This window comes from Candidatus Accumulibacter cognatus (genome assembly GCF_000584975.1).
In the GTDB taxonomy this organism is placed as follows: Bacteria; Pseudomonadota; Gammaproteobacteria; order Burkholderiales; family Rhodocyclaceae; genus Accumulibacter; species Accumulibacter cognatus.
The window spans coordinates 1-13601 of the sequence record NZ_JDST02000061.1 but is presented as its reverse complement, the minus strand read 5'-3'; the positions used below and the strand labels follow the sequence as shown (position 1 = coordinate 13601).

General features: G+C 60.8%; 6 protein-coding genes and 3 pseudogenes. 7 read left to right on the top strand and 2 right to left on the bottom strand.

Going from position 1 to position 13601, the window contains the following annotated elements; all coding sequences use genetic code 11:
* Positions 1-26 precede the first annotated feature (26 nt).
* The 4 genes from AW06_RS12020 to AW06_RS12005 all read left to right on the top strand — a co-directional run bounded on the left by AW06_RS12020 (position 27) and on the right by AW06_RS12005 (position 8516).
* On the top strand, positions 27-389 hold the full coding sequence (locus AW06_RS12020; RefSeq protein ID WP_034950340.1) for a response regulator: 363 nt from the start codon (positions 27-29) through the stop codon (positions 387-389).
* Between the two features lie 14 nt (positions 390-403).
* Positions 404-913, top strand: a complete 510-nt coding sequence (locus tag AW06_RS12015) for a chemotaxis protein CheW (RefSeq protein WP_034950338.1) — start codon at positions 404-406, stop codon at positions 911-913.
* 72 nt (positions 914-985) lie between these two features.
* A complete protein-coding gene (locus tag AW06_RS12010; protein WP_034950335.1) occupies positions 986-3151 on the top strand; it encodes a methyl-accepting chemotaxis protein in 2166 nt (721 codons plus the stop codon).
* 7 nt (positions 3152-3158) lie between these two features.
* Positions 3159-8516, top strand: coding sequence for an Hpt domain-containing protein (locus tag AW06_RS12005; RefSeq protein WP_034950331.1), 5358 nt, complete (start codon positions 3159-3161; stop codon positions 8514-8516).
* Here the strand turns inward: AW06_RS12005 and AW06_RS12000 are convergent.
* The gene (locus AW06_RS12000) at positions 8494-9945 is read right to left on the bottom strand and encodes a deoxyribodipyrimidine photo-lyase (RefSeq protein ID WP_034950385.1); all 1452 of its coding nucleotides are present in this window, start codon (positions 9943-9945) and stop codon (positions 8494-8496) included. The two genes, AW06_RS12005 and AW06_RS12000, sit on opposite strands and share 23 nt — an antisense overlap.
* A gap of 753 nt (positions 9946-10698) precedes the next feature.
* Here AW06_RS12000 and AW06_RS11995 point away from each other — a divergent pair.
* The 3 genes and pseudogenes from AW06_RS11995 to tnpA all read left to right on the top strand — a co-directional run.
* Positions 10699-11796: an NADH:flavin oxidoreductase/NADH oxidase gene (locus tag AW06_RS11995; protein ID WP_034950328.1), complete on the top strand. Its 1098-nt coding sequence runs from the start codon at positions 10699-10701 to the stop codon at positions 11794-11796.
* 321 nt (positions 11797-12117) lie between these two features.
* Positions 12118-12894, top strand: a pseudogene (locus AW06_RS11990) (IS5 family transposase).
* Positions 12895-12897: 3 nt separating this feature from the next.
* A pseudogene (tnpA, locus tag AW06_RS20530) lies at positions 12898-13105 on the top strand (IS200/IS605 family transposase); the annotation flags it as partial.
* Positions 13106-13147: 42 nt separating this feature from the next.
* Here the strand turns inward: tnpA and AW06_RS20525 are convergent.
* Positions 13148-13601, bottom strand: a pseudogene (locus AW06_RS20525) (transposase); the annotation flags it as partial.

Sequence of the window (13601 nt, the reverse complement as noted above, 5' to 3'; positions counted from 1 at the left end):
GAGGCAACCACGGAAGCTGAGAAGCCATGACCATCAAGAAAATCCTCGTCGTAGACGATTCGCCGACCGAACGTCATGTGTTGAAAGCACTACTGGCCAGCAATGGTTATGAAGTGATTACTGCGGAGAGCGGTGAAGAAGGCATTGCCAAAACGAAAAGTGAATTGCCGGACCTTGTCTTGATGGACGTGGTGATGCCCGGCCTCAACGGCTACCAGGCCACCCGAACCCTGACCCGTGATCCGGCGACCCGGAACATTCCGGTCATCGTGTGCACGACCAAAGGCCAGGAGACGGACAAGATCTGGGGCTTGCGCCAAGGAGCCCAAGATTATCTGGTTAAGCCGATCAACGGCCCAGAGTTGCTGGCCAAGATTGCAGCGCTCTAGAAGATCACCAGGGCATGACCAAGAAGATCAGCCTACATGAATTTCAGGCCTACCTCGCGGCCCGCTTGGCCGGCACCAGCCATCAAAGCTCCGCTGGCTTGCTGGGCATTCAGGCTGGTCCGGACCATTGGCTGCTCGACCTGGCGGACTCCGGCGAAATCATCCCGCTGCCCCCCTTGACCAAGGTTCCTCTGACCAAACCCTGGTTTGCAGGGATCGCCAACATTCGCGGCAATCTGTACTCGGTCGTGGATTTTTCCGCCTTCCTCGGCAAGGAAGCGACGCCCCAGAATACCAGCTCGCGACTTCTCTTGGTTGGAACCCGCCATGGCAGCAACGCAGCCTTGCTGGTCACGCGCATGATCGGCCTGCGCAATATCGAAGCCCTGACTCCTGAAATCGTCGCACCAGACGTGCCGGATTGGTCCCGTGAAGCTTATTCGGACAACGAAGGACGTCACTGGAACAAACTCAGGGTGCGCGAACTCCTGGCTGACGAGTCGTTCATGGACATTGGCGCCTGAACTGCCTGCGCGCCATGAAATCTACAACCAGCAGTGTTTCCGCTGTCGAAAAAGTGTAACCGGAGAAGCAAGATGAAGTTCAAACCCAAGCTACCGGCTTTCCTGTCCCGGATGACTACTGCGGCAAGCGAAACCCTCGTGGCTCGTACCGTGATCGATCCCAGCGAACCGGTGAGCAAAGGGACGATCCCGTTATTGCTACCGCTGCTGAACCGCTTTCCGGTGGTCAAACAACTTCAGATCCTTGGCGGCTGCCTAGTGCTGGTCATGCTGGTGATTGCCGTCCTTGCCTATCGCGACGACCGTCAGTCGGCCTATAACACGGCCTATATTGCGACTGCCGGTGAGATGCGCATGCTTTCTCAGCGTCTGGCAAAGGCGTCGAGCCTGGCGCTGCTGGGTGACACGGTTGCCTTCAAGCAACTCCTCGAGTCGCGTGACAGCTTCGCCAACTACCTTGAGCGATTGACGACGGGCGGAGAACTGGCCGCCACGCGCGTGCCTCCTTCTCCAGCGAGTGTACAGGGCCAGTTGCAGACACTGACCCAAATCTGGGAGAAGACCGACAAGAACGCTTCGCGCCTGCTCGAGATGGAGAAAAACCTGGTCTCGCTGGGCAAGGACATCGCCACGATCAACGACAAGAATCCACAGTTGCTCGAACTCTCGGAACAGATCGCCGCCCTCAAGCTGCAGGGCAGCGCAAGTGTCCGCGAGATTGCGGCGGCCAACCTGTTGGTGATGCTGACCCAGCGAATCGCGAAAAACGCCAGTGCGTTGTTGCTGGGCGATGCCATAGACCCGGAAATTGCCTTCCTGCTGGGCAAGGACACGAACACCTTTCGCGACACCATACAAGCGCTGACCAAGGGGAGCGATACCTTGCGCATCTCCGCAACAACGGATGCGGATACCCGGCAGAAGCTGAACGCCCTCGATAGCAGCTTTGCCGAGTATCGTAAGGCCGTGGGTGGCATCCTCGGCAACATGCAGAAACTGATCATTGCCAAACAGGCCGGTTCGCAAATCTTCCGCGACAGCGAAGAGTTGCTTGACGCCACCTACCAGCTGGCGCAGGCCTATCATGGCAGCTTCATGCAACGTACCGCTTATGGTATGGCACTGCTGATCCTGATCCTGCTCGCCATCTCGCTGGTGTTTCTGTTGGGCAAAACCTACCTCGCCGAGAGCCAGCGTCAAACCGAACAGGCCGAACAACGCCGCCAGGAAACCGAGTTGCTCAACCGCCAGAATCAGGATGCCATCCTGCGTCTGATGAACGAACTCGGCGACCTCGCCGACGGCGACCTGACGGTGACCGCAACGGTATCCGAGGACATCACCGGCGCCATCGCCGATTCGATCAACTATACGATCGAGGAATTGCGGGTACTCGTCGGACGCATCAATGATGCAGCCGGGCGGGTGACGCAGGCGACTGAAATGGCCCAACAGACGTCTGCCGAGTTGCTCGCTGCCGCCGAGCGCCAGGCCGCCGAGATCAAGGCGGCTGGCCAATCGGTACTGACCGTAGCCAGCTCGATGACCAATGTGTCCGGCGATGCGAAGCAATCGGCAACTGTGGCGCGCCAGTCACTGATGGCTGCCGGCAAGGGTGCGCAGGCGGTGGAAGACTCGATCAAGGGCATGAACAAGATCCGCGAGCAGATCCAGGAGACCTCGAAACGAATCAAGCGTCTCGGTGAGTCATCACAGGAAATCGGCGAGATCGTCGAACTCATTTCGGACATCACCGAACAGACTAACGTACTGGCGCTCAATGCTGCCATTCAGGCCGCCTCTGCCGGGGAAGCCGGACGCGGCTTCACGGTCGTGGCCGAGGAAGTGCAACGCCTTGCCGAGCGTTCGGGCGAGGCGACCAAACAGATCGGAGCTATCGTCAGAACCATCCAGACCGATACCCAGGACACGGTCTCGGCGATGGAAGAATCCACCCGTGGCGTCGTCGAAGGGGCCAGGCTTTCCGATGCGGCTGGCCAGGCGCTGGCCGAGATTGGCGAGGTTTCAAGGACACTGACGGCGCTGATTGAAAATATCTCGGGAGCAACCCGCCAAGCGGCCGACTCAGCAACCAAGGTGGCCCGAAAAATGCAGGAAATATTGCTGGTCACAGGGCAGACCACCGCTGGAACGGAAAAAACGGCCACGGCAATCGGCGAACTGGCTGGTCTGGCGACCGAGCTCAAGGGGTCGGTCGCCGGCTTCAAGGTGTCCTGAAATCTAGATGAATGCCCCGACGGACTTCGATATCGGCCCGCTGACCTGGGTCAAGAGCGAGATCGACCTCGCCCTCGAGCGAGGCGACGCGGCGTTGCAACAGTTTACTGCGAGCGCTGCCGATGGGAACGGCGGCGACCTCACGCAAATCAGATTCTGCCGCACCCATTTGCACCAGGTGCAGGGCGCCCTGACGATCATCGGTCTGGATGGTGTGACCCAGTTTGCCGAAGCGCTGGAGTCGCTGCTGGGGGCCTTCGAACTGCAGGAGCGTCCTGCCACCCCTACGGCTGTCAAACTCGTACAAGGAGCACTGGCAGCGCTTCGCCATTATCTCGATGATCTGATCAGCGGCCAACCGAACCAGCCACTCCGGCTATTGCCGCTGTACCGTGAAGTGCAGTCGGCACGCGGACTCGAACGTGTCTTCCCAACCGATCTGTTCTTCCCCGACCTCAGCGTCCCGCCGCCCCTGACCAGCCCGGCGCCAAAACTTCGCCGTGTTGAATTTGAGCACCGCCTCCATCAGCAGCGCGCACACTTCCAGCATGGCCTGCTGTCGTGGTTGCGCGCACCCCTGGATGCCCAGGGCATAGACGAAATGCGCAACGCCGTCAAACGGATTGCAGCCCTCCAGAAAACCGCGTCGGCACGCGCGTTCTGGTGGGTCGCCACGGCTTTCCTGACCGCTCTGGGCGAACAGACCTTGCCGGCGGATGCGGATGCCCGGCAACTCTGCAGTCGCATCGATCTGCAGACTCGCCGGCTCCTCGAAGGTTCGAACAATGTCGCCGAACGCCTGATGCGCGATGCGCTGTATCTGGTCGGCAAGGCCAACAGCGACAACCTGCTCGTACGCCGGGTCCAGGATACTTACCAGTTGGCCGCATTGATGCCCGGTGTTGCCAGCCCAGCTCCGGTCGCAGTGGAGTCCGTCCGCCGCCGTTTGCGCGAAGCGATCGCAGCCACCGAAGAGGCCTGGAGCCGGTTCTGCGCCGGTACCATGCAGGTTCTGCCCCTGTTCAGGACCCATACCAGTACGCTGTTGACCCTGGTCGAAGAGCTGGACCACTCTGACTATCGTCGTCTGGTGCAGGCTATTGCCGATGTGGCCGGCCTGCTGACGCAATACCCGTCTCGCCATACCGAAGCCCTGGCCATGGAAACCGCGACGGCCATCCTGCTTGCCCAGAACGCGCAGGAAAACATCCAGTACCTGGACAGCAGTTTCGCGCACCAGGTCAATGTGATGGTCGACCGGATCCAGGGCTGTATTGCCGGCACGCCACCGCGCCCGGAATCGGAGTTGCCGTCGCTCGACGAAATGTCGCGCCTGGCACAGGAAAAAATGGTCGTTGGTCAGGTCGCCCGGGAGATCACCAGCAACCTCGCACAAATCGAACAGGTCCTCGATGGCTTTTTCCGTGATGCCGAGAAACGTGCCGATCTGAACGGACTGGAGACCCCGCTACGACAAGTCATCGGTGCGCTGACCATGATGCGCCACGATGATGCCGTGGCCGTTCTGAGGCAATGTGCGAAAGACATTGCGACCTTCTCTGAAGCGGACTATGTTCCGCAGGTGGCCGACTTCGAAAACGTCGCCGAGCAACTCTCGCTGGTCGGTTTCTTTGTCGATGCCATGCAGCACGGCACGACCGATTTTGCGACATTCGTCAACAAGATGCAGACGGCTGCGGCCCGCAAGCAGGACGACACGGCGGTAAGCGTCGAACAGGAGCTGGAGCAGCAAAAACGCGATACGCACGCCTTGCTGGTGGCCCTCAAGGAGCAGCCCAGCGATCCCGGGCTGCGCCAGGAGGTCCGGCAAAATCTGACGGCACTGCAAAAGGATGCCGACCTGATTGCCGACAAGCAACTCGGACAGCAAACCAAACATGTGCTGTCGGCACTGGCTGGCGGCGGCGATGCCGCGCAGCAGATCGACGCGGCCATGGCGACACTCAAGCAGCAGACGCCGGAAGCCCCCCCGCCCTCAGCAGAAACCATTCAGCTCGCACAGGCCAGCGCCGAAGAAGTCGACGCCGAGCTGGTCGAGATCTTCCTTGACGAAGCCGACGAGGTCCTGGCCAGCATTCATGAACACTTGCGCCTGCTGCACGAGCAACCGCACGACACGGAACTGCTGACGGCCATCCGTCGTTCCGCGCACACCCTCAAGGGCAGCGGCCGGATGGTCGGACTCAAGGATTTCGGAGAAGCGGCGTGGTCGATTGAACAGGTTCTCAACCTCTGGTTAAGGCAGGAACAGGAAGTCACGCCAGCTCTCTTCGACCTGCTCGAACAGGCTTACCGCGTTTTTCTCGCGTGGGTCGAGCATCTCAAGACCAGGCGCGGCCATGCCCCTGACGTGACGGGGATGGTCGCTCTGGCCAATTCCCTTCGCGACGGCAGTGAGGTCGGCCTCCTGTCTGTGCTGCCAGGCGAGGCCGAAACGCCACGGAGCGAACACCCGGCGGCGACCACAGCCGCCATTCCAGAGGAAGCAGGCGCCGACACCTTGACTCAGGTCACCGCCGTTGCACAGCCCCCCCGCGCACAGCTTTCGATCGACCGGGAACTGGCCGAAATCTTCAACCAAGAAGCGGGCGCTCACCTGGCCACCCTGCAGCGCGAGTTCGCGGTCCTCGAAAAAGACCAGTCCGCTCCGACAACGCACGAAATGTACCGAGCGGCGCATACCCTTGCCGGCATCGCCGGAACCGTCGGTATCGTGGCGGTCAAGGATCTGGCGCACGCACTCGAACTGGCGCTGTTGCGCCGCAATCACGCCGAACATCCCGATAGCCTCGAAGCATTTGCCTGCATCCAGCAGGCAATCGGCGCACTCGCCTTGATGCTCTCAGATGTGGTAGGTCAACACCAGCCTGAAGCAGCACCCACTCTGGTCGAGATACTCGACACGCTCTACCCGGAGCCGGCTGTCGAAAAACCCGAGGCGCCGGCCACGACTGACAAGCCAGAACGGATTGTCTCCGGGAAAGGTGCGAAGGATGCCGCAGCCGTACCTGCCGACATCCCGGTGGCCACTGCGGTCGAAGCGCCGCCACTGCATGACGAACTTGACGAGCAACTGCTTCCCCTGTTTCTTGAAGAGGCGCTCGATCTCAACCAGAACATTGCCACGCAGCTACACGCCTGGCGCAGCAATCCCTCTGATGGCGAAGCCGTGCGCCGGCTGGCGCGTCTCTTCCATACGCTCAAGGGTAGCGCGCGCATGGCCGGCGCGATGAACCTTGGCGAACTCACGCACGCCATTGAAACGCGCATGCAGGAAGCGCAGGAGACAAGCAGTGCGCCATTGCAACTGATCGACGACATCGACAATGCTTTCGACGTGATCGTGCAGATTGTCGAGCGATTGCAGCACGGCGAGTCTGCAGACGCACCGGTCGAGATATCCGACGCGGCGGCGTCGGAACTGGCCGCTGAGCACTCTGCCGAAGGCCCCGCCTTGGCCGCCGAACAGAGTACGACTACCAGCCCGCAGGAAGTCGAGGGCGAAGTCGCCGCACAACGCGCCACCCTACGGGTGCGTGCTGACTTGATCGACCGGCTGGTCAACGAAGCTGGCGAATTGTCGATCGCCCGCTCGCGGATTGAAGGCGAGATGCGAGCCATCAAGGGATCGCTGCTCGACCTGACCGAGAATGTCATCCGTCTGCGTCGGCAGTTGCGCGACATCGAGATCCAGGCCGAACTGCAGATGCAGTCACGTGTCGGTCAGAGCTCTGAACTGCATGCCGATTTCGACCCCCTGGAATTCGACCGCTTCACGCGCTTCCAGGAACTGACACGGATGATGGCCGAATCAGTCAATGACGTCGCCACGGTCCAGCAGAATCTGCTCAAGAATCTTGACGATGCCAACGCAGCCATCGTCGCGCAGGCGCGTCTGAACCGCGAAGTGCAGCAGGAATTGATGTCGGTACGCATGGTGCCATTCGTCAGTATTGCCGATCGTCTTTACCGGATCGTCCGGCAAGCCGGCAAGGAGATCGGCAAACGGGCGAACCTTGAAATCCAGGGCGCCCAACTCGAACTCGACCGGACGGTGCTCGAAAAAATGGTCGCGCCGCTTGAACATATGCTGCGCAACGCCATCGTGCATGGCCTCGAAGATGCACCCACGCGGCTGGCCAAGGGCAAGCCCGAGATTGGCGAGATCTCGTTGAAGCTGGCACAGGAAGGCAACGAAATCATTCTCTCCCTCTCCGATGACGGTACCGGCCTCAACCTCGACCGACTGCGCACGCGCGGTCTGAGTGCCGGCCTGTTGACCGAGGACGAGGCCCGTGATCCGACGCGCGTGGTGGATCTGATATTTGCACCGGGCATATCGACGGCAAGCGAGGTGTCACGCCTTTCCGGGCGTGGCATCGGAATGGACGTACTGAAAAGCGAAGTGAACAGCTTGGGCGGCCGCATTGAAGTCCTCTCGAGTCCAGGCCAGGGGACGACGTTCCGCCTTTACCTGCCGCTCACCCTGGCGGTCACCAAAGCCTTGCTGGTACGCTCCAGCAACCGGCAGTACGCGATCCCGTCGGCCATGATCGAGCAGGTGCTGGATCTCAAGGAGCAGATGCTGACCCGGATTCGTGAAGCCAAGGAAGCCGTCTGGACCGGAAATCATTATCCGTTCAGCTACCTGCCTCACCTTCTCGGCGAGACCCGCGCGCTACCGGAAAAGCATTCCCAGTACTGGGTCCTGCTGTTACGCAGCGGCAGCAAGCGAATCGCGATGCAGGTCGACGAGCTGCTGGGCAATCAGGAAATCGTCGTCAAGAACATCGGACCTCAACTGGCGAGGGTGATCGGCGTCGATGGCGCAACGGTTCTCGGTAATGGTCAGGTGGTGCTGATCCTGAACCCGATTGCCCTGGCCAGCCGCGATCGCACGGCGAGCGCGGTCTCGCCGGTGCCCACGGTTCGACAACCGGTCGCAACGGACAGCGTCACCGCGACCTTGCCGACGATCATGATCGTGGACGACTCGCTGACCGTGCGCAAGATCACCAGTCGCCTGCTGGCACGTGAAGGCTACCAGGTGATGACCGCCAAGGACGGCGTCGATGCGCTTGAACAACTGGTCGCGCTGGTCCCGGACGTGCTGCTGGTCGATATTGAAATGCCGCGCATGGACGGCTTCGAGTTCACCCGCAACGTGCGTGCCGACAAACGCCTGAGCACGGTTCCGATCATCATGATCACCTCGCGAACTGCAGACAAGCATCGCCAATACGCCATCGAGCTGGGGGTCAATCACTACCTCGGCAAACCCTATCAGGAAGAGGAGTTGCTGCGCCTGGTGGCCGGACATGTCAGGGAGCAGCGCCAGGCCTGACCACGGCGTAGCGTTGCAGGGTGCGCAGCCGCGCTTGCGCGTGCTCGACCAGCGGCGCCGGGAAATCGCGTCCAATGCGCACGCCACAGGCCTCCTGCTCGGGCAGACTCATCCGCCAGGGCGCATGCAGAAACTGGTCGGGGACAGCGGCCAGCTCGGGCAGGTAGCGGCGAATGAACCTGCCGGCAAGGTCAAAGCGTTGCGATTGCGTCACCGGGTTGAAGATGCGGAAATAGGGTTGGGCATCGCAGCCGCTGGACGCCACCCATTGCCAGCCCCCGTTGTTGGCCGACAGATCGAAATCGTTGAGCTGGCGCGCAAAATAGGCCTCACCGCGCCGCCAGTCGATGCCCAGATCCTTGATCAGAAACGAAGCGGTCAGCATGCGCAGGCGGTTATGCATGTAGCCTGTACCGTTGAGCTGCCGCATCGCCGCATCGACCAGTGGAAAACCGGTGCGTCCCATGCACCAGGCGGCAAAGGCCGCGTCCGCCGATGCCCCCTGTTCCCAGCGAATCGCATCGTACGCCGGCTTGAACGCGCGCTCGCAGACCTGCGGAAAGCGGTCCAGAATCATGAAATAGAAGTCGCGCCAGATGAGTTCGGAAAGCCAGGTCGCCGCCCCTTCGGCACCGTCGCCCAAGGCGCCGGCAGTGATCGCCCGAGCCACCAGATCGCGAATCGAGACGGTCCCGAAGCGTAGATGAACCGAGAGATGCGAACCTCCTTGCAGCGCCGGAAAATCACGCTGCTGATGGTAGCGCGCCATCCGCAAACGAAAATCGGCCAGGAGCTGCCGGCCACCGGACATCCCTGGCACGATGCCCAGCTCTCGCAGATCGCTGCGGAAAAAGCCGATTTCTGCCAGCGTCGGCACACCGCTGGCACCCGGCAGCGCGGCCAGCCTCCCGTCTCCGGCGGTGTGGGGTTGCCAGTCATCATCGCCAAGCCGCTTCAGCCAGGCTCTCCTGTAAGGCGTGTACACGGTGTAGGGCCGCCCGGCCTGGGTCAGTACTTCGTCGCCGTCGAACAGCGCCTGATCCTTGAACGACGCGAAGGCCACTCCATCCGCCTGCAAGGCTGCACTGACCGCGGCATCGCGTTTCTTCGCCTGCGGTTCGTAATCGCGATTGGTAAACACCGCCGTCACCCCCAGCGCCTTGGCCAGGCCCGGAATCTCGCTGACCGGCCAGCCATGGCGTACGATCAGGGCGCCGCCGCGAACGCGCAGCGCCAGATCCAGCTCGACCAGTGACTCGCGAATGAACTCGACGCGGCGATCGCAGCGCTGCTCCAGCGCATCGAGGATCTCGCGATCGAAGACGAAAGCGCAATAGACGCGGCGTCCACGCCGTAGCGCTGCGCAGAGCGCCGCGTGATCGAAATCCCGCAAATCGCGCCTGAACCAGACCAGAATCGCATTCTCCATCATCGATTACCTTTGTGTCAGGCGCCGCTGCCGAGCAAGGGAGTTCCTGAAATGTAACAGGTGCACGTGATCCTTACGCGCAGCTCCAGTCTGATCCAGCGGGGTGCGATTGAAAGTGTTGGTCAAAGTCCCTTGTTCAATGGAGATGCCTTGACATCAGTGATCACCCCTCCCCCCTCGCGGGGGAGGGGCATATCGGGACATCCCGACATTTTCATTCGCACCCGATCCAGCGCCACTTTCGATGTATCAATGTGGCACAATTTTGGTGAACAAGCTTGGCTTCCAGGATGACGTCGTCAATCATATCACGGGTCCCACGATGAACACCCCAGCAAGCCGCTCGTGATGCCTACCTCGCCCGCACCCTCGACTCCAAGCCGGAACGGTTGCCAATGCGATGTGCAACTTTAATGAGGCAGACCTGACCAAACCGGCTTGCACAAACAGCAGGCAGGTCTCATGAGAAATGGCGCCAGGCCCCGCTCATCGTCAATGGTCTGCAGGCGTCATGGATGACCCGTTGCCTGCGGCGCCGGGTATCAGCGACAATGCCTCACATTGTTTCCAGAGCATCTGGCGCGGACAAGGTGCAAGAGTGCACACCGCTCTCCTGACGAAAGTGGCGGTTCCCTGGACCCCGGTAACGAACCGCCGGGGCCAGCAGGACGCCAAGGCGCGGTCATTGTCCGGACATGAGCCAACGGGTGCTGCGACGCTTCCCCAATCCATCCTATTTGAAAGAGACTCAACGTGTCTGAACTGTTCTCCCCTTTCCAACTGAAATCCGTCACCTTCCGCAATCGCATCGCCATACCTCCCATGTGCCAGTATTCCGCAACCGACGGCGTGGTTAACGACTGGCATCTGGCCCATTACACCGGGCTGGCCCGCGGCGGCGCCGGTCTGGTCACCGTCGAGGCGACGGCTGTCTCCCCGGAAGGACGTATTACTCCCGCTTGTACCGGACTCTGGAATGACGCCCAAGCTCAGGCACTGGCGCCCATTGCCGCTGCCATCAAGGCCAGCGGCGCGGTAGCGGGCATCCAGATCGGCCATGCGGGCCGCAAGGCCAGTGCCAACCGTCCTTGGGAGGGTGATGACCATATCCCTGAAGGAGATGCCCGTGGTTGGCAAACGCTCTCGCCTTCAGCCATTCCCTTTGGTGCCAACCTGCCGAAGATACCGCAGGCGATGAGTCTCGCGGACATTGCCCGGGTACGCGACGATTTTGTCGCGGCCGCCCGGCGAGCCTGGGAAGCCGGGTTTGAGTGGCTTGAACTGCACTTTGCCCATGGCTATCTTGGCCAGAGTTTCTTCTCGGTTCATGCCAACCAGCGCGACGACCCATATGGAGGCAACCTTGAGAATCGCAGCCGCTTCCTTCTCGAAACGCTGGTTGCCGTTCGCGCTGTCTGGCCTGAACATCTGCCGCTGACTGCCCGCTTCGGCGTGCTCGAATATGACGGCCGCGACACCGAAACGCTCGCCGAATCGATCGAACTGGCCAGGGCGTTCAAGCGTCACGGGCTGGACCTGCTGAGCGTCAGCGTCGGCTTCTCGACGCCGGACGCGGTCATCCCCTGGGGACCCGCCTTCCTTGCTCCGCTTGCCGAACAGATCCGCCGGGCAGCCGATATTCCGGTCGCGGCTGCCTGGGGTATCGATAACCCCGAAATCGCCCAAAACACGATTGCCAGCGGCCAACTCGATCTGGTATTGGTGGGGCGCGCTCATCTGGCGAATCCTCATTGGCCTTATCTCGCCGCGTTGAAGCTCAAAGTCAAACGCGCCGCCTGGATCCTGCCTTCCCCGTATGCCCACTGGCTGGAACGTTATCGGCCGGCGTAAACGGCCCGCCAGGTCATGATTGAGCAGCGCCCGCAAGGCACAGGTCGATCTCCGGTCGTTGCACGCGGACGGAATGACGTCAGTATTAACCAATAATGGGAAATCCCCCGGTTCTGCCGGGGGACTGGAAAATGTTTGACATTTCAGGGAGTCCATCAGGAAACTTCAAGCCGTGAGCTGCTAAGCACACGCCTATGGAGAATCCCGATGGACGTGTCTGAAAGCCTAAGCCACTCTAAGAAGCTGTCCCAAAACTGAACTTTGCTCGAAGAACTTCCTCGATAGCGGCTTCTGGACTACTGATTGGGTGAGGAAGAGAGGATGTATCCGAGCGATTTGAGCGATAAGCAATGGGCCAAACTCGAGCCGCTACTTTGCCAGCGGACAACTGGGAAGCATGCGGGAGGGCGGCCGCGCCTGTATCCGCTGCGGCGTGTGGTCGATGCGGTGCTGTACGTCGTCAAGACAGGCTGTCAATGGCGACAGCTACCGAAAGACTCTCCGCCCTGGAAATCGGTGTACGAAGAATTCATGCGATGGCGTCGAACCGGTTTGTGGGCGCGCATTAGCCGCGCGCTTCGCAAGGAGCTTCGCCAGAAACTGGGGCGTTCGGCACAGCCCACGGTTGCCATCATTGACTCGCAGTCCGTCAAGAGGACCTTGAAAGGGGACGGCCGGGGCTATGATGCGGGGAAAAAGATCAAGGGGCGCAAGCGCCACATCGCCGTCGACACCCAGGGTTTGTTGCGGGCTGTGGGGGTCCATTCAGCAGGTATTCAGGATCGTGTGGGTGCCCCAGTCTTGCTGCTTCAACTGGCCGCGTTGTGCTGTACGATCCGGACGATATTTGCCGATAGTGCCTATACCAGTACCTTGGTGGAATGGGTTCGTGCCCTGTTCGACTGGACGCTGACCATTGTCAAGCGGACTGAAGCTCATCGCTTCGTGGTCTTTCCCAAATGCTGAGTGGTGGAACGTACCTTTGACTGGCTTGGCTGGTCTCGTCGTCTGTCCAAGGATGATGAGGTCCGCCCGGACACCGCTGAAGCCATGGTCCATATTGCTGCTGCTCACCTCATGCTCCGGCGCCTCGCGTAGTTATTGGACAGGTTCCAAGTCAAAAATCACATCGTGTTCATCCCGAAGTGCCGACGCCCTACGCGGTATGGGTAGCTGCGTCGCTACCTCTGGGAGGTGTTTCCGCAAACTGGCTGAGCAGAGGGAGAGTCGGATCGAAGAGGGGCATCTGATGCAGGATCACGTACACATGCTGATCTCGACTCCATTGAAATACGCGGTCTCGCAAGTAGCCCGTAGGTTGGGGTGAGCTTGCGAACCCCAACACCTCCCCTCAGTCGCCGAACGCGCCCTCGTCACCCCTATCCGACGCCCACTCTGCGCACAGCCAGCCGAGCCGAACATAGCGGTGAATCGACGAATACGGCCACTCGACCGCCCGTGTGGCCAACCCATGCTTGACGGGATTGAAATGGATGTAATCCACATGGCGCGCGAAGTCGCCTTCGTCCCGAATCAGATGCTCCCAGTAGCGGCGCTGCCAGATATCGCGCTTCCCCCTTGGCCACGCGGCTTGGCGAACGTCGTTCCGTCGGAGGAATTTGCCTGGAGAACCCTGCCTTAATGAGCATCCAGCGCTTGGCAAAGTCCGCGTCGCCAGCCGGTAGCGTCCACAAGGCCTGTAGGTGATCGGGGAGAACGATCATCGCGTCGATGTGGAATGGGTGCGCGTCCCTGACACGCCGCAAGGTTTAGCGTCAGGCGTCAATAAGGTGATCTCCGCAAAT